At 58.6% G+C, this 21,237-nt stretch carries 24 protein-coding genes and 2 tRNA genes; 18 read left to right on the top strand and 8 right to left on the bottom strand.

Annotated elements, in window-relative coordinates; all coding sequences use genetic code 11:
- Window positions 1–12: 12 nt before the first annotated feature.
- The 4 genes from GHK62_RS34195 (at window position 13) to GHK62_RS09845 (ending at window position 4,060) form a co-directional block, all read left to right on the top strand.
- Window positions 13–306 (top strand): recombinase family protein, encoded by a 294-nt coding sequence (locus GHK62_RS34195; RefSeq protein ID WP_234886838.1) that lies wholly within the window; start codon window positions 13–15, stop codon window positions 304–306.
- Window positions 307–474: 168 nt separating this feature from the next.
- On the top strand, window positions 475–852 hold the full coding sequence (locus tag GHK62_RS09855) for a hypothetical protein (RefSeq protein ID WP_153438524.1): 378 nt from the start codon (window positions 475–477) through the stop codon (window positions 850–852).
- Window positions 849–2,858: a hypothetical protein gene (locus GHK62_RS09850; protein WP_153438522.1), complete on the top strand. Its 2,010-nt coding sequence runs from the start codon at window positions 849–851 to the stop codon at window positions 2,856–2,858. Before GHK62_RS09855 ends, GHK62_RS09850 begins: the two co-directional genes overlap by 4 nt.
- Window positions 2,855–4,060, top strand: a complete 1,206-nt coding sequence (locus GHK62_RS09845) for a P-loop NTPase family protein (RefSeq protein WP_153438520.1) — start codon at window positions 2,855–2,857, stop codon at window positions 4,058–4,060. The genes GHK62_RS09850 and GHK62_RS09845 overlap by 4 nt, the downstream gene beginning before the upstream one ends.
- Before the next feature lie 467 nt (window positions 4,061–4,527).
- On the opposite strand, the gene GHK62_RS09840 is transcribed toward GHK62_RS09845, so the two are convergent.
- The 3 genes from GHK62_RS09840 to GHK62_RS09830 form a co-directional block, all read right to left on the bottom strand.
- On the bottom strand, window positions 4,528–4,716 hold the full coding sequence (locus tag GHK62_RS09840; RefSeq protein WP_153438518.1) for a hypothetical protein: 189 nt from the start codon (window positions 4,714–4,716) through the stop codon (window positions 4,528–4,530).
- A gap of 201 nt (window positions 4,717–4,917) precedes the next feature.
- Window positions 4,918–6,618, bottom strand: a complete 1,701-nt coding sequence (locus GHK62_RS09835) for a site-specific integrase (protein ID WP_234886837.1) — start codon at window positions 6,616–6,618, stop codon at window positions 4,918–4,920.
- 85 nt (window positions 6,619–6,703) lie between these two features.
- Window positions 6,704–6,778: transfer RNA gene (locus tag GHK62_RS09830), tRNA-Thr, on the bottom strand.
- Between the two features lie 151 nt (window positions 6,779–6,929).
- Between GHK62_RS09830 and GHK62_RS09825 the strand changes: the two genes are divergently transcribed.
- The 10 genes from GHK62_RS09825 (at window position 6,930) to GHK62_RS09775 (ending at window position 13,307) form a co-directional block, all read left to right on the top strand.
- Window positions 6,930–7,142 carry a hypothetical protein gene (locus GHK62_RS09825; RefSeq protein ID WP_153438516.1) on the top strand — a complete coding sequence of 71 codons (213 nt, stop codon included), beginning with the start codon at window positions 6,930–6,932 and terminating at the stop codon, window positions 7,140–7,142.
- A gap of 164 nt (window positions 7,143–7,306) precedes the next feature.
- Entirely contained in the window at window positions 7,307–8,599 is a 1,293-nt protein-coding gene (gene murA, locus GHK62_RS09820) for a UDP-N-acetylglucosamine 1-carboxyvinyltransferase (RefSeq protein ID WP_153438514.1), read from the top strand.
- Window positions 8,600–8,903: 304 nt separating this feature from the next.
- On the top strand, window positions 8,904–9,344 hold the full coding sequence (locus GHK62_RS09810; protein ID WP_153438510.1) for a DUF2948 family protein: 441 nt from the start codon (window positions 8,904–8,906) through the stop codon (window positions 9,342–9,344).
- Between the two features lie 36 nt (window positions 9,345–9,380).
- Window positions 9,381–10,685: a histidinol dehydrogenase gene (gene hisD / locus GHK62_RS09805; RefSeq protein ID WP_153438508.1), complete on the top strand. Its 1,305-nt coding sequence runs from the start codon at window positions 9,381–9,383 to the stop codon at window positions 10,683–10,685.
- Window positions 10,682–11,161 (top strand): UPF0262 family protein, encoded by a 480-nt coding sequence (locus tag GHK62_RS09800; protein WP_153438506.1) that lies wholly within the window; start codon window positions 10,682–10,684, stop codon window positions 11,159–11,161. Before hisD ends, GHK62_RS09800 begins: the two co-directional genes overlap by 4 nt.
- 10 nt (window positions 11,162–11,171) lie before the next feature.
- Window positions 11,172–11,642: an arsenate-mycothiol transferase ArsC gene (locus GHK62_RS09795; RefSeq protein WP_153438504.1), complete on the top strand. Its 471-nt coding sequence runs from the start codon at window positions 11,172–11,174 to the stop codon at window positions 11,640–11,642.
- Between the two features lie 189 nt (window positions 11,643–11,831).
- The gene (gene infA, locus GHK62_RS09790; RefSeq protein ID WP_004435948.1) at window positions 11,832–12,050 is read left to right on the top strand and encodes a translation initiation factor IF-1; all 219 of its coding nucleotides are present in this window, start codon (window positions 11,832–11,834) and stop codon (window positions 12,048–12,050) included.
- Between the two features lie 48 nt (window positions 12,051–12,098).
- Window positions 12,099–12,719: a Maf-like protein gene (locus tag GHK62_RS09785; RefSeq protein WP_153438502.1), complete on the top strand. Its 621-nt coding sequence runs from the start codon at window positions 12,099–12,101 to the stop codon at window positions 12,717–12,719.
- Window positions 12,720–12,725: 6 nt separating this feature from the next.
- Entirely contained in the window at window positions 12,726–12,935 is a 210-nt protein-coding gene (gene yacG / locus GHK62_RS09780; protein ID WP_153438500.1) for a DNA gyrase inhibitor YacG, read from the top strand.
- A 296-nt stretch (window positions 12,936–13,231) separates the two neighbouring features.
- Window positions 13,232–13,307, top strand: a tRNA-Phe gene (locus tag GHK62_RS09775).
- 944 nt (window positions 13,308–14,251) lie between these two features.
- Here the strand turns inward: GHK62_RS09775 and GHK62_RS09765 are convergent.
- Window positions 14,252–14,452: a hypothetical protein gene (locus GHK62_RS09765; RefSeq protein ID WP_153438497.1), complete on the bottom strand. Its 201-nt coding sequence runs from the start codon at window positions 14,450–14,452 to the stop codon at window positions 14,252–14,254.
- Window positions 14,453–14,619: 167 nt separating this feature from the next.
- The gene (locus GHK62_RS09760; protein ID WP_153438907.1) at window positions 14,620–15,777 is read right to left on the bottom strand and encodes a ceramide glucosyltransferase; all 1,158 of its coding nucleotides are present in this window, start codon (window positions 15,775–15,777) and stop codon (window positions 14,620–14,622) included.
- 210 nt (window positions 15,778–15,987) lie between these two features.
- Between GHK62_RS09760 and GHK62_RS09755 the strand changes: the two genes are divergently transcribed.
- Window positions 15,988–16,176 carry a hypothetical protein gene (locus GHK62_RS09755; RefSeq protein WP_153438495.1) on the top strand — a complete coding sequence of 63 codons (189 nt, stop codon included), beginning with the start codon at window positions 15,988–15,990 and terminating at the stop codon, window positions 16,174–16,176.
- Between the two features lie 83 nt (window positions 16,177–16,259).
- Complete coding sequence (locus tag GHK62_RS09750; protein ID WP_184108428.1) at window positions 16,260–16,502, top strand: hypothetical protein; 243 nt, start codon at window positions 16,260–16,262, stop codon at window positions 16,500–16,502.
- 35 nt (window positions 16,503–16,537) lie between these two features.
- On the opposite strand, the gene GHK62_RS09745 is transcribed toward GHK62_RS09750, so the two are convergent.
- The 3 genes from GHK62_RS09745 to GHK62_RS09735 all read right to left on the bottom strand — a co-directional run bounded on the left by GHK62_RS09745 (window position 16,538) and on the right by GHK62_RS09735 (window position 19,293).
- On the bottom strand, window positions 16,538–17,614 hold the full coding sequence (locus GHK62_RS09745) for a GlxA family transcriptional regulator (RefSeq protein ID WP_153438493.1): 1,077 nt from the start codon (window positions 17,612–17,614) through the stop codon (window positions 16,538–16,540).
- A 583-nt stretch (window positions 17,615–18,197) separates the two neighbouring features.
- Window positions 18,198–18,587: a DUF930 domain-containing protein gene (locus GHK62_RS09740; protein ID WP_153438491.1), complete on the bottom strand. Its 390-nt coding sequence runs from the start codon at window positions 18,585–18,587 to the stop codon at window positions 18,198–18,200.
- Between the two features lie 469 nt (window positions 18,588–19,056).
- On the bottom strand, window positions 19,057–19,293 hold the full coding sequence (locus GHK62_RS09735; protein ID WP_153438489.1) for a hypothetical protein: 237 nt from the start codon (window positions 19,291–19,293) through the stop codon (window positions 19,057–19,059).
- A 515-nt stretch (window positions 19,294–19,808) separates the two neighbouring features.
- Between GHK62_RS09735 and GHK62_RS09730 the strand changes: the two genes are divergently transcribed.
- Both GHK62_RS09730 and GHK62_RS34190 read left to right on the top strand, forming a co-directional pair.
- Window positions 19,809–20,915, top strand: a complete 1,107-nt coding sequence (locus GHK62_RS09730) for a phosphoenolpyruvate carboxykinase (ATP) (protein ID WP_153438487.1) — start codon at window positions 19,809–19,811, stop codon at window positions 20,913–20,915.
- Window positions 20,902–21,237 (top strand): nucleotidyltransferase family protein (locus GHK62_RS34190; protein ID WP_234886836.1); only part of this gene is annotated, 336 nt, incomplete at its 3' end. The genes GHK62_RS09730 and GHK62_RS34190, both read left to right, overlap by 14 nt.

Raw genomic sequence — 21,237 nt, 5'->3', positions numbered from 1 at the left:
TAGAATGCCAACGTGACGGGTGTAAAGGATAAAGCGCAAGCCTCAGTTGTTCACCGCGCGTGTACTACTGATGTATACTACCGGCAGCAACCAAATCCGAGTAAGCCATTGAAATTGCTCGACATTGAAGCGATGGCTGGGGCGCCTGGAGCCCCACTGGTCTACGAACAACAAAGCGGAAGAACGATAACAATAGGCGACGCGCTGGTGGTGACAAAGCTGGACCGCCTTGCCCGTTCGATGGCGACTTTATGGGAGATCACCGATAAGGCCAGGGGTGTTGGACTGTGTGGTCGTGGCTTTTGAACCTCCAGGGTGGTGACCGTCGTCCTGTTTTTTCGAACAGACGGGTTGCATTTCAAGCAAGGCCTCCAAGAAAGTTGTGTTACATGCGAGGGGTGCTGCAATACCCCCTATCATTAACTTTCATTTTTTGTTTCAAAGTTATCGTATTGCATTAGGGGGAAGATGCTGGTGGCAATTAGGGCAGTTATCTCAGACGCACATCCGCAGCCTGATTCAGAAGAGATTTGGGTGGGAGCACTTGGCGTGGACGGAGATGATGGAGTTGGGCTAACCACTGCAGCAATTCTCAGTTTCGTGCCAAACATGGACGTCGGGACTTGGTACCGGTTAGCCGAATTTGCAGCCAATGTGGCATCGGTCGACTGGGATCATCCAGAGGAACACGCTCAGTGGACCTCCTTGGAAATAACTGAAAGCTCGGCGGAAGGTAGTGCAGTGGTCACCATCGAAGTGAAATTAGCCGATGCCGTAAAAACTCTTTGTCAATCTGCGGTCGAGCATCTTTCTGCATTCAGCTCTCGCAATGTTTGGATTCGCTTCGAGTGAAAAATTTACTTACTTCACCCGCGTTTGGCGACGACGAGCGCTATCAGTCGCTTTCCGCTGGCGCGTACAAGATTTCTTATACTGACTCCACCCACCTTGAGGCAGACGATTGGCGCGAACTCGCGGACATAGAACTTGGGGTGGCGGCAACGGAGAACGAATCTGAACGGTCATTCAAGTTTCAGCTCGCCCTCGACAAGAAATTCTTGGCAACAGGAGAGGGGAAGAAGAAAGGGGAGAATGGCAACAAAGCTGAGTTCAGCAACAGGCGCAATATTCATGTGCTTACAGACACAGTGAGTTTGTGCGCCACCCGTTTGGGATTGCTGGCGCCGATCGTGTCGGGCAAAACTGCGGAACAGTTGCAGGAACTCAAGAAAGCAAAGGGAATCGTCCTCCTTCCAGACACCAACAGCCTCTACAATGGCACTCTGCATTGGCTAATGAATGTGCTACGGGGAAGCACGCTGTGGGTATTGCCGTTTGTGATGTCAATCACCCAGATTCAGGCTCGCGAGGCCGCGCTCAAGGCTATGTCACGGAACAAGAAGGAGACAAATTTAAGTCAAGCGCTGCGGTCGCGTGCTTTCGTGAATGCTGGCCTCGGGTTTCTCGAACGAAATCATCACCGCTATCAAGTGCTCGAGCTTGATCCGTCGCTGCTGCGATATATGAAAATGCCGGATCGGAACGGCTTTGACTCCGACGACAGCGAAGTCCTTGAGGATCGTTTGTTGATTGAAGGGGTGCATTCGATCTTGCGATCTACCCGCACTCGGGCCAAGCAAGTTGTCGTAACCTCTGACGTCCTTCTTTCGCGAGTTCTCAACGCTGAAGGAATAGAGAATCTCTGTCTTGCTACGCCCACACTAGCCACGGAGAAAGTCCCAAATGTGCGCTATGACGCATGGGGCCAAACCTATGTGGGGACAACCCTAAGAGGTTTTCTGTGGGACCTGACGCATTCTTTTGGTAGTGTTCGTCTGTGCGGCGAACGTGAGCACTTTCGTCTTGCATGCTATTGGCCGGGGAAGCTGCCGCATGACTGGCGAGATGAACTCCTCGACGTGACTTGGCCCAAGGAACAAGTTGCAGAAAAACCGGCTTCGGCCGACGAGAATCAAGAAACTCAAACGGAAGAGGCAAAGCAAGCGGAAGCTCCGATTCAAGCTCCCATGATTGTTGCTAACGATCAAGTGCCCACGCTGTCTAAAGCGGCAGTACCGCAAGCATCACTGCCACTCGTGATGAAGTTGGCGGGCGTGCTGTATGCCGCTGGGAAAGGCTCGCTTGATGAGTTGTTGGAGGGGCTTTCCGATCAGGGTCGCCCCGCAAAGGGCAATGCTACGAGAGCCTATGAAGTACTCAGACGAGCCAACCTGATTGATTTTGATGGTGCAGTCTTGCTCGCGCGCAAAGAGCTGGACGCGCTGGATTCAAACCTCAGGGCTGGCGACCTCGACGAAATTAGTAAGCAATTTCAAAACTACGACGCCTACGAATTGATCCTAAGCGCATTGAAAGAAAAGGGCAGTCTTGACCGGAAAGATGTGAACAAGATTCTTGAAGCCGGATTGAATGCTGAAGCAGCACAAGACGCCAGCGTCAGGCTCGTAAGGTATCACACGCTACTGGGCCAAGCCTGGACGGACGGAGATAAATGGTTGGATGGATCAAATAGGCCAGAGCAAGACGAGTATTTTGAAGCCGCCAACCGCGCATTTGATGAAGTGGCGGTGGACAACATAGCCAAGGTGGCGGACTTTTTGCCACGGTTTTGTCGCGCCACGAGAATGTCACCATGGGCTGCCGCGCGGGCGGCTCAGGACTACGCCAAGCGGTTGTCGACAGAGTATTCTTTGCAATATGCTGCGGGCGGAAAGCCGACGGGAGCCGATAAGATTTTGACGGGATCGCTCTTAGATTTGGATGAAGTAGTCGTGCCACTAGACAGAATAGAGATTGGTGGTCGGCCTGTTCTGACGCTCGGAAGGGTAAAGCGATGAACTCACTCGCAGAGCTGCTGGGTCGGGTACCAGAACAATCTAGTGAAGAGGACCGGTTCTTATCGAAGTTCGGCTTCAAGCGGAATCCTTTTCCGGCTGCGCGAACCATCATCGAAGAAGTCCTTTATAACCAAGTCGGCGCGCGCGACCAATTCGTGTCACTCGTGCGTGAGGTCCTTGTTGAGAACCCGCAAAGGCGTTCGATTGGTGTTTTGGGCGGCACGGGTGGAGGAAAAACGCATTTCCTTCGGCATTGCGAATACTTGATGAAAAACTTTCGGGAGAGCGCTCCTCGGCCGTTCATCGTCGTAGAAGTGTTAGCGGGCGCGAGTTCGGCCATCCATCTTGTTCGCGAAATCTACCGCGAAGCGGATGAAGCTGTGAAAATTAAAGGCGAGTACGATCTTCTAACGGCCGTGGTCCGAAGTGTTGAAAACGAGGCGGCATTTGAGACCGTTCGCCAGGTGGAACTCCGGTCAGTCTTACAGTTGCTCTTCCGCGCGATGCAGAAAGGCTTTGTTCCCCCGGACAGGGACGGAAGAATGCAGTTTGAACCCCTACGTGATCTCGCGAAAAAATGGCTGGCGGGTGCAGCGCTGAGCAATACGGAAAAGCGATACCTGGGTGTATTTTCCCGCCTTGGCAGTGCGGCGCTGATGACACGCTTGCTGAGTGAGTTGCTGACACTCGCGCGAAAGCAGAATGTAGTTGACGGTATTATGCTCTGCTTAGATGAGGTGGAAACATTGTTTTCATCTGGAGTAAGCGCATCTAGAATACAGGGGTTTCTTCAAGATCTACGATATTTCTTCGACGAAGCAGTTCGGGGCGTCGAAGGTTACTCGCTACTTATGCTATCTGCGTCAACCCCTAATGGAGCAGCAAACCTTCGCAACTACAATTATCCTCTCTACCAACGCCTGGGATTTGACGAGGGATCACAAGCTGTTCTCTCACCGTTGTCAGGCGAATCAGAAGCCAGAGCTATGGCCGATGTGTACATCAAACACGAGATAAAGCGAGCAAATCTCGGGGTCAAAAATCCACCTACCATATTGAAGGACGAGGATGTCGAACAAGCTTATGCCACCGCCGCTGGGCGGTCTATTGGAACGGGCGGCTTGATCCAGAGGGTCAATCAAGGGCAGTTGCTTCAAGCCCTCCATCAAATAGTCGAGGCAAAGCGCGCAGAGGCTGTGTGAACACTCATCACAGCACGGAGGCTTCCTCCAGCGTGGTCGATCGGTGGCAATTTCAACGCTTCGACGCAGGCTCTCATCTGATTCTGCGTCCGCCCTCGATATATAACCGGGGTCGTTTATGATCCGATCCGTGCAACTCCGAGAGTACTGACCTTCAGGTGCGACCCCGGCTAACTGGTGGTCAAAATCTGACGCTTGGTACCGGAGCCGTAGGCCCGCTTAGGGTGGGAAACGGACTGGCAGGTACTGGTCAGCTTCGCCGGAAAGCTGCCACTCATCTGGCCCATTAGCTTCGGCGGTAACGCGGCCTCCTGGCCGGGCTTTTCCGATCAAGATCAAACCGGGCAAATAGGCTCGATTTTTGAAAGAAATTCAACAGGTTGACGGAAATCGTCCCAAGAAACTGCTAAGCGTCGTCGAACCTTAATGGGTAGGTGTCTTCGTATCTCAGATCAACTTACGTCTGATCAGAGCCATCGCGCTTGCTCGGCTGCGCGCTTGCTCTCGGCTCTCATGTATTCGGCAAACCAGATCACGGCCTGCCATGGGTCCTTAGTGAGCAACCGCTCGGCTTCGGCACAGGCATTCTCCAGAGGGGTGTGCGTGTAGTAGCAAGGCTGCTGGTTGCGATTGGCTGACTTGATGGCATCCCACATGCTTTGTTGGTGCTGGTCAATCCCGAGCTAACAGAGCCGAAGAGCCCTGTGGGCGGGGGAACCGCTGCTTGGATAATCAAACGACTGCTTCTAGGCATTGATCACGAACGCTGTAATGGCCTCTCTGAGGTCGGAACAGGTAATCCGCATCGGGCACCAAGCGTCAGATTTTTACCACTAGCGAGGACGTTATGACTTATCTCAATTGCGTTTCAGGTGTGACAGGTCCAGTCCCTCGTATCTGAGTTTCTGCATTTCCTCGTTCAGCAAGTGAAGCCCGTACGTCCCGTTGCCATAGCGCCCAACCATACCCTTTTCGGCGTGACCCTGAAGCGCATTCATGAAGTCCCCAGGTATGCGACTGTTGCGGCAGCCGTCCTCGAAGCTGTGGCGGAAGCTATGGAAAGCGTTCTTTTCGTGCTTAACGCCGATCGCCTTAAGCGTGTTCTTGAATTTGGTCGAATACGCGGTTGAGTAGTAGCCATCCGCCGCCTTCGGCATTTCGGGAAATAGGCGCTTGTGTTTACGCTTGCGCTGCTGCTCCACGAACTGCAGGAAACCCAGATCGATTAGCGTTTGGTGGACGGGTATACGGCGGAAAGATGCTGCTGTCTTCAGGTTCAGGTCTTCCCCGTCGTCCGTCACTTGGAAATAGGTGATCCCGGCATCGGCTCGGATGTCTTCCAAACGAAGCTGGATGATTTCGCCAGATCGGCAGCCCGTGAAGAGGCCCAGCAGAGGCACCCAATAGATGCCCTGATCGTTGGGCACAAAGGAACCGACAGTGTTGTGGTATCGCTCACTACGGCAACCGGTGAAGAGCGGCGAGCGAAACAGCTTCATGAGTTCCTCGGTCGTAAATGGATGCCGCTCGTCACGCGCCTTGCCGCTGATCTTGACGTTCAGCCCATCGAAGGGGTTGCCCGACACATCGTCATGATTGGCGACTGCCCAATTCCACAGAGCCCGGAGGAAGCCGAGAACCTTGTTCACGTTCTTACTCGACATCGGGTCAATGCCCAAGGCAGCAGCCTTAGCTGCCGCGTCCTTCATCGGCAATTGACCGATTTCCTTGTTCTTCGTCCAGTTCGGGGGCAGCTTCAGCAGCGCCACCTTGAACTCCCGCGCATCCGCCTTGACGTATTCGTTGATGGGCTTGTCTCCGGCCATCTCAACGAAGCGTTCTGCCCACAGCTTGTTCGCGGCCAGGGTTGAGGCCACCCACTCCCCGTTGCCTCTGCCCTTCTCAGCGACCCATTCATCAATGATCACGGACAACAGTTTGCCAGCCTTCGCCGTCTTCGCGTCGGGCATGGCAGGGGTCTCGACCGGCGTCCCCTCGTTGCGTTGCCGTTTGGCTGCTGAAGCCTTTATCCATGCGGCTTGGAGTTCGCGGGCCAGCTTCGGCCAACTTGGTGAGGTAGGCTGTAGTTTCAGGCCGACTCCATCCCAGGTCAGCACCTCCTCCGCTTCCCCGACCATGAACTCATCGACCATTCCGCGCGCGTAATCGCGACGAACGACAGCCTCTAGCGCCTCGGTGGTTTCTGCATCCTCATCAAAGTCGCGATCAACGAAGCCGCTCTCCCGTACCTCCTCGTCCTCCTGAAGCAGATGCGTGTAGTAGACTTGGCCGACGTATTTGATCTGCTGTTCGGTCAATTCAGGGAGGGCCGGCTCGCGTTCCTTCGCAAGCCGCCTTCTGTGTTCTTCGAACCGCTCGTCGACTTCGGCAGAGGCTTTCCGTAGCTTCTTCAAGGCCTCTTGGTAGTCGCTCGTCTTCAGCGAGAACTTTTCCTCGGTCTTCGGATAGGTGGCCGAAATGTCGCGAGGGATCGCGCACCGAAACCAGTAGACGTTTCCGTTGCGCTTCAAGCGAGGGGGAAGGGGCATGTCGTCCATAGCTCCGCTGTACCAATATGATGGACCAAACGGAAGTCTAACCCATTGATATATGGGCAAGATGTTGATTTCATTTCGGGAAAACTGGTGCTGCTAGAGAGATTTGAACTCTCGGCCTCTCCCTTACCAAGGGAGTGCTCTACCCCTGAGCTATAGCAGCATTCCGGCGGCCGGTTTGTGACAAGCCGCATCAAGCGAGGCGCCTATTGCCATAGCTTTGGGGCGAGCGCAAGCCGCAATTCGAAGTTTTTGGCCCGATCCATCAGAAATCGGCCTCATGCTTTCGAAGGTCCCGATTTTGCGCTAATGCATTGGCCATGCAGGACGATGACGACAAGCAGCACCCGCCGAAGGCAGCAAAGGGCGGCCGCACCGTGGAATCAGACGCCAAGCGATTGCGGCTCGCAAAGAACTTGCGCGACAATCTCCAACGCCGCAAGCAGCAGATGCGAGCGCGCCGCGCAGGCGCCGCCGACGAGACATCCGGATTGCCTGCCGCAAAAACGGACGAATCGGACGATTAGACAGAGATGGCGACGATTGTCGTGAATTCTTCGGAAATTCTCGGCGGTCTCCCGTCACCCGCATTTCAACGCACTTCTAATTTCACGGCATCTCCAATAAGAGACGCCTTCAAACAACACTGAATTTACGGAAAGGCGGGCTTTGAGCCCGTTCAAGAGGCCTCATGGATCGCATCAGGATTGTAGGCGGCAATCAACTTCACGGGGTCATTCCCATTTCCGGCGCCAAGAATGCGGCCCTGCCGCTGATGATCGCGTCGCTGCTCACCGACGATACGCTGACGCTGGAAAACGTTCCGCATCTGGCCGACGTCGAGCAACTGATCCGCATCCTCGGTAATCATGGCGCCGATATTTCCGTCAACGGCCGGCGCGAGCGCCAGGGCGAGAGCTACGCCCGCACGATCCATTTTACCAGCCGCAACATCGTCGACACCACCGCGCCCTATGAACTCGTATCGAAGATGCGCGCGAGCTTCTGGGTCATCGGGCCGCTGCTCGCCCGCGAAGGCAAGGCGCGTGTGTCGCTGCCGGGCGGCTGCGCCATCGGCACGAGGCCCGTCGATCTCTTCATAGAGGGGCTGACCGCGCTCGGCGCCGATATCGAGATCGACGGCGGCTACGTCAACGCGAAGGCGCCGGAAGGCGGGCTGATCGGTGCGCGCTACGTCTTTCCGAAAGTCTCCGTCGGCGCCACCCATGTGTTGATGATGGCCGCGACGCTCGCCAACGGCACGACGGTGCTCGGCAATGCCGCCCGCGAGCCGGAGGTCGTCGATCTCGCCAAGTGCCTCAATGCCATGGGCGCGAAGATCAGCGGGCAGGGCACGAGCACGATCACGATCGAGGGCGTACGCTCTCTTTCCGGCGCCCGCCATCGCGTGCTGCCCGACCGCATCGAGACCGGCACCTATGCCATGGCGGTCGCCATGGCCGGCGGCGACGTCATTCTCGAAGACACCGACGCCGCCCTCCTCGACACCGCGCTCGAAGCGATCCGGCGGGCGGGCGCAGAGATCAGCCAGACGAACAGCGGCATCCGCGTCGTCCGCAACGGCGCCGGCATCAAGCCCGTCGATATTGTCACCGATCCCTTCCCTGGCTTCCCGACCGACCTGCAGGCCCAGTTCATGGGGCTGATGACCAAGTCGAGCGGTATTTCCCACATCACGGAAACGATCTTCGAGAACCGTTTCATGCATGTGCAGGAACTGGCGCGGCTCGGCGCGAAGATCTCGCTTTCGGGCCAGACGGCGAAGATCGAAGGGGTGAGCCGGCTGAAGGGCGCGCCGGTGATGGCGACCGACCTGCGTGCCTCTGTCTCGCTCGTCATTGCCGGGCTTGCGGCCGAGGGCGAAACCATGGTTTCGCGCGTCTACCACCTCGATCGGGGCTTCGAGCGCCTGGAAGCGAAACTTACGCGCTGCGGCGCGCACGTGGAGCGCGTCAGCGACTAATTCCCGGCGGGTCGCCCTGTCCAGGATTGCAGGATGGTTCGATTTCAGGAAAAGCGGGAGCGGATCGCGCGTAAAACCGCGTCCCGCGCCATTTCGTCCCGCTCAACTTGCATGATTCCTTAAATCGGAATCGATTTAAGGACAAAATGATGCGGCAATTTAAGGTGCTACAGCGACCTTTGCGCGTCCGATTGGACGCGCGGCGCTGTAATGCGCCCGGAACCGTTGCGGTTTCTGGCGCGACGCCTTATGTCCATTGCGATTGTGGCGCAAAAAGATGGCGCCTGAAAACAGGATGGATCGCATGGATGCTCTGAAGCTGCTGGCACTCGACGAGGAAGACCTTGGCGTCGTTTCCGCGCATGTGCAGGACGCAGTCTTCAAGGTGGCGGGCATTTCCTATGACGCCCGCCGTGGTCAGCTTTCCTTGGTCATCAACCGGTTCGTCTGGGAAAACGCCGACGGCAAGCGGCGCAGTTTCGAGCGGCGCCGGGCCGTGCTCTCGTTCAAGCGCGTGGTCGCCGTGCGCTCGCTCGGTTTCGACCGGGGGGATGCAGAAGCGGTTCTCGACCTCCTGGCCCTGCGTTTTTCCATGAAGGGCGAGGGGCCGGAAGGTGCGATCGAACTGGTGCTCGCCGGAGAGGCATCGATCGTGCTCGATGTGGAATGTATCGAGGTACAGCTTGCCGACACGGGCGGGGCGTGGGAAACCGCGTTCAGACCCCGGCATCCCGAAGGCGCCTGAGCACCCGACCGGTCATCACCAGAAGGATATCTCGCATTGGCAACCAGGCTGAACTATCTCGACAGCGGCTTCGAACAGGCGTTTGCCGCGTTTTTGACAACCAAGCGGGAAGTTTCGGAAGACGTCAATGCCGCCGTACGCGCCATCATCGACGATGTTCGCGCCCGGGGCGACGCGGCGTTGGCGGAGTACTCCGCTCGCTTCGACGGCATCGATTTCGCCACAACCGCGATGGCCGTCGGCGCGGCTGAGATCGACGCGGCGATCGATGCGGTCGAGCCCGAGGTTCTCGGCGCCTTGAAGGTCGCCGCAACCCGGATCGAGGCGCATCACCGCCGGCAATTGCCGAAGGACGATATCTACGAAGATGGACTGGGCGTTGGGCTCGGCTCGCGCTGGACGGCGATTGACGCGGTCGGGCTCTATGTGCCGGGCGGCACGGCGAGCTATCCGAGCTCGGTTCTCATGAATGCACTGCCTGCCAAGGTTGCCGGCGTGCCGCGCATCGTCATGGTCGTGCCTGCAAGCGGCGGCGCGATCAACCCGGCCGTGCTCGCGGCCGCGCGTCTCGCCGGCGTCGAGGAAATCTACCGTATCGGCGGCGCCCAGGCGGTCGCCGCACTTGCCTATGGTACCGAGACGATCGCGCCGGTGGCCAAGATCGTCGGTCCGGGCAACGCCTATGTCGCGGCCGCCAAGCGGCAGGTTTTCGGCACTGTCGGCATCGACATGATTGCCGGTCCGTCGGAAGTGCTGGTGATCGCCGACAATGGTAACGACCCGGACTGGATCGCCGCCGACCTTCTGGCGCAGGCCGAACACGACGCCGGCGCCCAGGCGATCCTGATCACCGATGATGCGGCCTTCGGGGATGCGGTGGCGGCGGCGGTCGAACGGCAGTTGAAGACGCTGCCGCGTGCCGAAACCGCGGCTGCAAGCTGGCGCGATTTCGGCGCCATCATCGAGGTGCCGGATCTCGAGAAGGCGGTACCCCTTGCCAACCGGATCGCCGCCGAGCACCTGGAACTGGCTATGGCGGATGCGGATCAGATGGTTCCGAAGATCCGCAATGCCGGTGCCATCTTCGTTGGTCGCCATACGCCGGAGGTCATCGGCGACTATGTCGGCGGCTCGAACCATGTGCTGCCGACGGCGCGCTCGGCGCGCTTCTCGTCCGGCCTCGGCGTGCTCGACTACATGAAGCGGACATCGATCCTCAGGCTCGGTGCGGATCAGTTGCGCGCGCTCGGTCCCGCTGCGATCGCGCTCGCGCGGTCGGAAGGTCTTGAGGCCCATGCCCGCTCGGTCGCCATTCGCCTCAATCTCGGGGGCGAGGGATGAAGGCCGATCGCAACCTGCGGCTCTGCGATGTCGTGCTGGACGAAACAACGATCGGCCGCTCGACCCCCGACGTGGAGCACGAGCGCGCGGTTGCGATCTTCGACCTGCTCGAGGAAAATCTCTTCGAGCCCGTGGGGCATCCCGGTGGTCCTTATCGGCTGAACCTGTCGCTGGTGGACTCGAAGCTCGTCTTCGCGATCTCGACCGATGGCGGGGAGGATGTCGCTACGCATATCCTGTCGCTGACGCCATTCCGGCGGATCGTCAAGGACTATTTCATGATCTGCGAAAGCTATTACGCCGCGATCCGATCGGCGACGCCGAGCCAGATCGAAGCGATCGACATGGGCCGCCGCGGCATTCACAACGAGGGCTCGCAGACGCTGATGGATCGCTTGTCCGGCAAGATCAGGCTGGATTTCGATACGGCGCGGCGGCTCTTCACACTGGTCTGTGTGCTCTATTGGCGTGGTTGACGGGGGCGATATGACCGGTACCGCCTTGCCGCAAGCGAAATCGCCCCGCTCGGTTCTCTTCATGTGCGGAATGAATGCCATCCGCTCGCCGATGGCCGAAGCTCTTGCCAAGGCAACACTGCCGAAGGGGACTTACGTCGCATCAGCCGGCGTGCGGCATGGGGAGCGAGATCCCTTCGTCGATGTGGTCCTCGCCGAAGTCGGCCTGACGATCGACCGCCATCAGCCGCGCACGCTCGATGAGCTTGAGGACGATTACTTCGACATCATCGTGACGCTCGCGCCGGAAGCCCACCACGTGGCGCTTGAACTGACCCGGTCCATGGCCGTCGATGTCGTCTATTGGCCGACACCGGATCCAACGGTTGCGACCGGGACGCGCGAGCAGATCGTTGCGGCCTATCGCTCAGTTCGTGACCATCTGGCGACGCTGATCGCCAGCCGCTTGGCTGTCGAGCACGCGCGCCGCGAGGAGGCCTGACCGTCAAAAATCAGTGCCGTTCCGTCCAAGGGCAAACGGCATTGATGCCGATTGAGGAAGCATGGCGTACAATTGCTGAAAAAGCCGGATCAAAGCGGTTCACAAAGCTTCCCCGATTGTGTAGTTTCCGGCAAATTTTCGCGGATGCGTGGCGCATCCCAGAATGAAAACGAGAAAGAACAATCCTGTATGGCGAAAGAAGAAGTCCTAGAATTTCCGGGCGTGGTCACCGAATTGCTTCCCAACGCGACCTTCCGCGTGAAGCTTGAAAACGAGCATGAGATTATCGCTCATACGGCCGGCCGTATGCGCAAGAACCGCATCCGCGTTCTCGCCGGTGACAAGGTGCTCGTCGAAATGACCCCCTACGATCTGACGAAGGGCCGCATCACCTACCGCTTCAAGTAGGTCCCGGCGACACAGCGCTTACCAACCGGGAAACAACGGCTCGCTTCGATGGCAGTGAACCAAAAACTGATACTGGCGTCCGGGTCGCCGCGTCGTGTGGAGCTTCTGGCGCAGGCGGGCATCGAGCCTGCGCGCCTGCTGCCGATGGATCTTGATGAGACACCAAAGCGTGCGGAGCATCCCCGCTCTCTGGCGCGGCGCCTGTCGGCCGAGAAGGCGAAGGCGGCGCTTGCTGCGATCAAGGGGGAGCCGGGCTGGGACGGCAGCTACATTCTCGCTGCCGACACCGTCGTTTGCGTTGGCCGCCGCATTCTGCCGAAGCCGGAGCTGGTGAGCGAGGCGTCGAGCGCCTTGCATCTTCTCTCCGGCCGTAGCCATCGCGTCTATACGGGCATCTGCCTCGTCACCCCGGATCGCACCATCCGCCAGAAGGTCATCGACACCAAGGTGCGCTTCAAGCGTCTTTCGGGCCACGATATCGAAAGCTACCTCGCCTCAGGCCAGTGGCGCGGCAAGGCGGGTGGCTATGCCATCCAGGGCATTGCCGGCAGTTTTGTCGTCAAGCTCGTCGGTTCCTATACCAATGTGGTAGGCTTGCCACTCTACGAAACCGTCAATCTTCTCATCGGTGAAGGATATGACGTGCACAATCGCTGGCTGGAAGGCTGAAGAGAATTGAGCGGCGAAAGCAAGAAGAGCGGTTCGAACGTCGAACCCCTGCGCGCGACGCGGCCCTGCCCGGAATGCGGCCGCCCGTCCGCGCGCGAGCATTATCCGTTCTGTTCCGAGCGCTGCCGCAACGTCGACCTCAATCGCTGGCTTTCCGGATCCTATGCGATTCCGGTCGCCGATGACGAGTCGAAGGCGGACGACGAGGATCGCTGACGCCTATTGATGCGTCCGGTCCGTGCTTCGATTTCCGCCGTATCTTAACTGTTCCCTGCGGCAGTCGCCCTGCTTCGATTTCCGCGTGAGACGCTCCGAAATCGTTGGCGATCCGGCGCGATCCTGCTGAATAGCCTTATCTTTTTCGCCTTTTCCACCGCGCGCCGAATTCCTTTCAAAAAAGAGTCATTTGGTGCTGGACACGGCCGAACAAGATGTTATAACCCCGCTCGCTTCCGGGGCGAACACACCGCCCCGATGGCTCTGAAGAGAGCCGTTGCCGTCAAAGGCAGGATGCCCGGATAGCTCAGTTGGTAGAGCAGCGGATTGAAAATCCGCGTGTCGGTGGTTCGAATCCGCCTCCGGGCACCATTCCATTTAGGAACCAATCTCCATCGGTTAAGCCCTTCCGGGCGAGTCTCTCGGGCCAATTTCACGTTGCGCACCCTGCAACGGATTTCCCTACTGCATGTTTCCTTAAATCGTAGCCGATATAAGGACAAAAACATGCAGCAATTCAAAGTGCTACAGCGTCCTTTGCGCGTCTGATAAGACGCGCGGCGCTGTAGTGACTCGCGCTTCCGGCAGATAGGCGTAGACTGGTTTGATCATCGGCAAGTGATACGGGCGCCGATGGCCGGAAGTTCGTCACGCTTTCGCCCCGGTAAGGGAAAGCGCCATGCTTGATCTTCAATTCCCACATACTCGCTCCCCCATGTATCCTGCTCAACTGGTGCATCTGCGCAGGGTCTTTGACGACGAACTTGTACGAAGGGGGTGGTCGCGCCGAGGCGAGCGCGCGAAGAATCTCGCAAGCCAGATCTTTTACCTCTACCAATCCGGGACGCGTTCCTCGCACGAGCTTCGTAAGAGGCTCACAGAGTACGAGTCGTGACATAGGACGGACGGCGACCCGCGAGGCTGCGCCGGCCGACATCATCACGACGTTGGAGATTGCGCGGCGTGGAAGGGGAGCGAGGCAGCTGGGCTTATTCGTCACTATAGCGGGCTGCGGATCTCTTCATTTTTCACAGGAACTCTTGCAACAGCATGCCTCTTCGTCGCCAAGGCGCATTGGAGCGGCTTCGCACCAGGATTTGGATGGCCTGCTCCGCCCGGCTCCGTTTTCAAGATGCGGTCACCAAAGAACGCCGTACAGGGTAATAAAAACAATCATTCCAATGCAGAGTGCGGGGGTTGACCTGATTGCAAACTCGACCGGTCTGAAGCGATACCCGAAGCTCCCAACGTAAGATCTCATGATTTTTCCTTCCTGCGGTCTGCCTTACGTCTGGCTGATCCGCTGCCGGTGGCCTTCAGGAATGCATGGTCAGCATTCTCAGCCGTTCGACGTTTCGCTCGCCGGATTGGAAAATCGAGAACAACCGAGCAGCGAGCGCTTCCGCCTCCTCGCCGCAGTTTGGTAGTTGACGTTCCTCCAGCAGCTGCTCGAACAACAGGGCGAGCAGATCGATCTCGCCACGGCGCAAGGATTGGGGAGGGTGGAGACGAGGCATAGCGCCGGATTCCATCAACTTGGGGCGAAAGCGCTATGATCTTCCAGGCATCGGCGCCCGTATAACGAGCCGATGATGGAGGCAGGGTACGCCTATTTTCAGCAAACGCGAGTCCTTTCCGTCATCACGCCGCAGATCACCGTTGCTGATCTGCCTCACCAGCGCGATTACGAGGTGCTTGCGAGCGGCCGGGGCGCAATCGTTTCGAGCCGGGACTCGTGCGAGCCGATCGACATCCTGTTGCCTCGCCAATCGGCGCTGCCCGCCAGCCAGCCTCGAACCCATATGATTGGAAGCAAAGCATCGCGCGTGAACATGGCGATGAGCGACCATCGGGACATGTGCCAGTTCTTCCGATAGGTGAGGGCGAGTTCCGGCAAATAGGCAGCACCGACGACAAAACCAGTAACCGCAAACGGGCTGCGACCTGCAACGAAGGCGGCGAGCAGCGACAACAGAAGTGGCGGCATCACGCCGAGCAGGATTTCCGGCGAGTAGAATTGAGGAAAGGTGACACGCCGCAATCTCGCCCAGCGGCACTGCCGCGCCCAGACCTCGCGAAAGGTCCTGGTACCCAATGGCTGTTCGAACGGCGAGGAGACCAGGTGCACTTTCAAGCCGAGGCTTCTCACCAGCTTCGTTGCGGCCGCATCCTCGGCGATATGCGACGCCAGTGCCTGAATGCCGCCGTGGGCATCCAGCATGCTTTTGCGCCAGAGCATGCTCTTGCCCTGGGCAAAGCCGAATCCAAGGGCTTCTCCGGCGTATTGCCAGCGCGCCTGGTGGGCGTTGAGGAACGCACATTCAACTTCCGCCCAGAACCCATGCGGGCGGGAACCAAGCGGGGTCGAGCATACCAATCCGGTATCCTGCCGCCACACGGCCATCAGGCGAATGAGATAATCGGCCGGCATGAGAACGTTCGAATCGGCGAGAACCACCCATTCATGCGATGCCGCATTCCAGCCTTTTACGCAGTTGTTCAGCTTGGGATTGGCGCTGATCAGGTCGTCACCGACAAGAACCGTTGCGGGAATAGCTGGGTGGCGTTCGCGCACTTCCTCGATCAATGGGATCACGGCATCCCCCGCGTCGGCGACACAGAAGATGACTTCATAATCGGGCCAATCCAGGCGAAACGCGCTCTCCAGCGTTTCCCGCGAAAATACCTCGAGGCCGCATAGCGGGATCACGACAGAAACTGGAGGTCGATGCAGCGTCTCAGGCTGCGAGCCCAGACGCGGCCAGATACGCCAGCCCGCAATCATCAGGCTCAACACATTGATGGCCAGGAACGCACCGGCGGCGTCAAACAAATTCAGCATCATCTACCCAGCGACGAGTCGCGGCGCCATTCCGACGGACTCAGGCATCGAATAAACATCACCGTTAGATGACATGCCTATGACACCCGGCGCCTAACCGAGGTTACCTGCTTGTCGACGTGGCCTGCTGCTACATCGAGTCAAGTTCCCGCCCCCGCGGAACCAAACCCCGCTGCCGGCGTTCTTTGAAGGCTATCCGGGAGGCGAAGCATGACACATGCTGATATCAGAACGCTCGACAAGTCTCGGGCCAGGCATGTTTGGGACGTGGCAGACTATTGCAGGCGGGCCGGCATACACAAAGCCGAAGAAAAGCGCCTGATCAAAGTACTCGGCAGGTACGCATCGAGTCACGAGTTGCAGATGAACATCGTCCGGCCTCAAAGCCGCATCCGCTGACCGGTAAGTCTGAGGCACAAAGACAGCGACCTTGCGCGTCTGATCGGACGCGCGGCGCTGTAGGAACGCCGGAGGAGGCGCGTGTGTGGACAATTCTGGTCGGCGCGGTTCTTTTCGTCTGCGGCATGCTCTTCATGGCGCGGGAGGCGCTCGTCCGTCGAGATTTGAGCAACCCGTCGCCCCAATCGCAGGACCGAATCGACCAGGGTGGAACCGGACCGACGCTCGAGCCGAAGCGGCAGGGATTGGGCTTTCTCAGCCTCGCGCGGAACTGGCCCGGGTTGGCTCTGATGGCAGTGGGCGCGGTTTTATTGCTTTTCGGTTAGCGTAATTCCGCTGGGAACCGCGTAATGCGAACGGGTTAACGGCTGCTTTGCGCGTTGGGTAAAACGCGGGGCGCTGTAGAAGCCGGGCGTTTTGCCGCCGCAAGCTGCTTGCGGGCCGCGCCGGGAGTGAGCGAAAACGCTTCCCTGAATTTCCGGATAAAGTGAGACACGTTCTCGAAGCCGGTTTCGAGCGCAATGTCGATCAACGGCTTTTCGGTGGATGCAACCAGCCGCATCGCCGCGTCGAGGCGAAGTTTCAGATAGACCGAAACCGGCGTGGCGCCGAGCTCGTTCTGGAACAGGCGTTCGAGCTGCCTGCGCGATATGCCGAGCGCGTTCGCCACATCGTCTATGCCGATGATGTCCTCAAGATGCTGCTCCATCACCATGAGGGCGAGACTGATCCGTTTGTCCTGCACGGTGACCGTGCCGAGCGGATTTCGCGTCTGCATTTCGGTAGCATCTCTGCGGCGGGTGATCTGCATGATTTCGAGCGCGTTGCGCTCGGCTTCTTCGCCGACATGTTTGCGGATCAGATAGGTGGCCAGGTCAGCGACGCTGCTGCCTCCGGCGCAGGTGATGACATTGCCGTCCTCGACAAAGATGTGCTTTGACGTCACCGCGATTGCGGGGAAGCGTGATCGAAACTCATTGTGATGGAGCCAGCTGACGCAGGCGGCATGCCCATCGAGCACGCCCGCCTCGGCCAGGATGAAGCTTCCCGTGCACACTCCGATGATCGGCACGCCCGCCCGTACCGCCCGGTGAAGATAGTTGATCGTTTCCCGGTCGATCGGCTCTTCGACGTTGAGCCGCCCGCCAACGACGGCGATGTAGCTGAACTCGGTCGGCGGGCGGAGCGAGGCCGTGGGCGCCACCTGTATGCCGCAGCTGGACATGACGAAGTTTCTCGTGCTGCCAAGCACCTCCCAGTCGCAGTTCACCCGGCCCGACTTGTCCTCGATATCGCTGCCAAGCCTCAAGGCATCGGCAAACAGCGAGAAGGCGCTGAGCGTGAAGCTCCGTGCGAGAATGAAACCGACGCGTAGCACCCCTTGGCCGGCGCGATGGCTCTTCGTGGCCGCCTTTTTTCCTATCAGGGTCGTTTCCAATGCGATGCAATCCATTCCTGCTGGGCGTTTAGCGGTGCCCATGAGCGAATGCATGATACCAAGCGCGATGCGCTATAGGTAGACGGAACTGAGGTGCAGTTCCGGATGCCTTCGTCCATGCCGGTCTGCGCGTAGCGGGCTAATCCCCATGTATATGGTGATTTATTAACCGATTTGTCAGAAAATTGTCATTGTCCGGCAGGCGCGTGGCTGGCGCATCGGACGCATGTTTCGCCGGTCTGGCGGTTAATGCATGTCGCCCAAAAGTGTGCAGCGGTTTTGGGACAACGACGTGCATAAAGCAATGACCTAAAGCGCGGCGCATGAGTTCGATTGAATGCGGCGCGCTTTAGGTTCGTTCGTCGGGGAATGAGGCTGGGATGTACGAAATGACGGAACACATGATGAAAGTGCTCATGAGCATCATGGCCGCGCTTTCGCTCGGCTCGCTGATGTTCCTTATTGCCGTGCTCTAGGATTTCGAACCTGGGGCGTCTTTTCTGCTTTCACTGATATAGATGTGAAAGCAGCGTTCCCTAGCCGTGCGGGCAGTATGGGCAGGACTACGGGTCCGCGTGCTGTGTCAGGGGTAAAGATAAAGCTGGTCCCAGCGTTCCCGCGGCACAAGTTCCCCGATCTTGTATTCAAACGACAACACGTCGAGGTGCTCTGAGTTGGTGCGGCACTTGAAGGCAAGCTTGTACCAATCGCCCCCACTTCGGAACACCGCACCCGGCGCCTTCATCTTGTCGCCCTTGAAGATTGGATCGGCGAAGGTGTAGGCGATCACCTTGTCCGGCTTGAATGACGTCTTGTCCGCGCTGATCCGCTCCATCGCCTCGGTATCGCAACGCTGTTCCAGGCGCGTCTGCGGGTCGAGCTTCTCGAACTGTCGCACGAGAGTCTGATCCATCGCAGCTACCGGATTTGCGATCGACAGGCCAAGGACAAACGCGCAGGCGAGTGCTTTCATTCTCGGTGTTCTCCTCCGAAAGAGTGGCTGCTCATTTTTTCAGGTAAGCGCCAAACCGCGCGGGCGACCGCGCGAATCACTGTCCGCTCGGCGTCCGAGGTTTCAATTAAGCTCTGTGGCTATTCCGTGGCAGAACGATCACGTTGCCGTAAACCACTCCGCTCCGGTCAATTCCGCGATGTGCTCGGGGCTGACATGGACGGCGGCGTTGGATTGGACATCGATAGGTGACTGGCTTGAGGTTCCTGCGTAAGCGGAAACATCGGTGCGATAGATGCTGCTTGCCGAGCAAAGACGACGACCGAGACCGTGGTCGCAGTTCCGCCCAGGACACGAGGTCGCCTGCATTATCGGAAAGGCGGGGACGCCGCAGAAGGCGCTCCGCGAGAGCGACGCATCGGCTCTCCCCCGCCGCGCGTCTTATCAGACGCGCAAAGGTCGCTGTAGCACTCTGAATTGCTAAATGTTTTTAGGGCTTGGATTTCCCTTTGCCCTTGCCGCCCTTATTACCCTTGCCGGCACCCTTGCCCTTTCCGCCGCCAGATCCGCCACCGCTACCTGATTTCGCGATTGCATTTGATGTGAGGCTTGTGGACAAAAGCATCGTCACTGCAGGTGGCGTGACGGCCGCAAAACGGCCGCAAGCTTTCAGGAACGCGCGTCTATCTTCCTCGGCGGGAGAATGTTCCCTTTGAGCCTTCTCCATCTTGCGTCCTCCGGGTTTCGTCGCTGTCTATATTACAGCAATTGCTAAAAAGGGATATAACTCTTTGGCGTTAACTCACTCGCATGTCCCGCGACTGGTTTGCTGCCGAAAATCGCGGTTATCTCGGGGACCTGCCAACGCCTCAGCGGCTTACAAAGCTGCCCGCCGACAGGCCAGTATGTATCACGAGAGTCCGCATGCAATGGTCCTAAGACCTTTGCCCTTGTCGCATGGGACTTAAGTCCATGGATCGGAGCAGCCGGGAATCCTAAGCTTCCTGCTTATTAGCTACAATAACCGATGTTTTCAGGCGGATTAGCGGACTGGGCCCATGCGTCAGGCGCGGGCCCGCTTTTGCGTGACAAGACGCCGAAACACCGCCTTACGTGTTTGATTCTCGTGTGTTCAAGGCAGTCTGGGCTGGCGGGAACTCGGATTTTCCATCACAAATAGGCACGCATGCTTGAGGCATGTGCGGGGTCGCCCTTGGGCGACGGCAGGTGTGGGCGATTGGAATGAAGTTCAGCATCTCCGCGGGGGCACGTTTTTTTCTGCTGGGCCAACGCAAGACGATTTTCGTAGAATCGTCGCAGCAGATTTTTGAGGTCGATGACCTCACGGCCTATTTCACATGCGCTCTCACCGAGCCGGCGTCGCTCCAGCAATTGGTGTCGGGCCTCGTGGCGCGCGGTGCCAGCCGGGCGACGGCACGCGCCTCCGTGCGGAAATACCTTGCGCATTGGTCCCGTCAGGGCCTGCTGGACATCCTCCTTGATGAGGAGGAGGGCCCGCCACTGCGCAGCCAGGTGCTTGATCTGGCAGGAACTGCTGTCTCGATAGTCTGTTACGATAGTCCTCTCGCCGAGCTCGTGCTGCCCGTTTTCGAGCATCTGGAGACGCCGGAGCGAAAGTCTTCGCTCGTCTACGAGGTGGCGGCCTTCGGCAACGGAGCTTGCATCAGCCGCAACCACTCTCGTGGAACCATCATTGCGGCCGAAGAGGCGGCGCCTGCGCTGAAGACCATGCTGACGGACGATGTGCTCGCATGCCTCGGGAGGAATGTCGCGCTCCATGCCGCGCTTCTCGTAAAGAACCGACAGGGCCTGCTCATTTGTGGCGCGCCGGGTGCCGGCAAGACGACGCTCGCGCTAGCCCTTCTCCAAGCTGGTTTTGCCTGTGCTGGGGATGATATCGCGGTTGTGGGTGCCGATGGCCTGGTGCAGGGGGTGCCTTTTGCGCCGGCACTGAAGCGCGGCTCATGGGGCCTGATCGACGGCGTCGTCCGCGATGCGATCGCCGCTGCCCCGATCCACCGCCGCCTCGACAAGAAGCGCGTTCGCTATCTCGCATCGATCCCCTACGCACCGCATGAGGGGGTTCCGCTTGGCAGTATCGTGCTTCTTCGCCGCCGCAGGAAGGGTCCGGTTACGATTTCGGCCGTGGAGCCGGCACGGGTCCTGTCCGAGCTCTTTTCCGGGGCCTTCACGCCGGCGGGGCGTCTCGACCTGTCGCAGTTCGAAACCCTGCTCGGCGTCATGCGCCGCGCTCGCGCGATCGAACTTTCCTACTCGCGGCTCGACGAAGCCGTGGAGGCGCTGAGTCGGCATCATGAAGCGGCTTAGCTACCGAAACCTGCTTGCACTTGTGTCGTGCCTCAATGGCAATCCGCCGAGCAACGCGGATTGGGACGGCATCATAGCCCTGGCCAATGAAAGCCTAACCGTTTCTTCCCTCGCCCTGGCGACAAGAACCGCGCAGAACCTGCCACAAGACGTTTGCGAATACCTGTCTTTGATCTACGAAAGAAACGCCGAGCGCAATCGCCGGCTGATCGCGCAACTGACGGAGGCGGTACACTGCCTCAACCGTATCGGCATCGAGCCGATTGTCTCCAAAGGGGCTGCCATTCTGCTTGCGCAGGAGGAGGGCGAGATCGGCGGGCGG

It is taken from the genome of Sinorhizobium terangae, from assembly GCF_009601505.1.
GTDB lineage: Bacteria > Pseudomonadota > Alphaproteobacteria > Rhizobiales > Rhizobiaceae > Sinorhizobium > Sinorhizobium terangae.
Note: the sequence above shows the minus strand (reverse complement) of the source record. Positions and strands in the feature narration are given on the sequence as shown.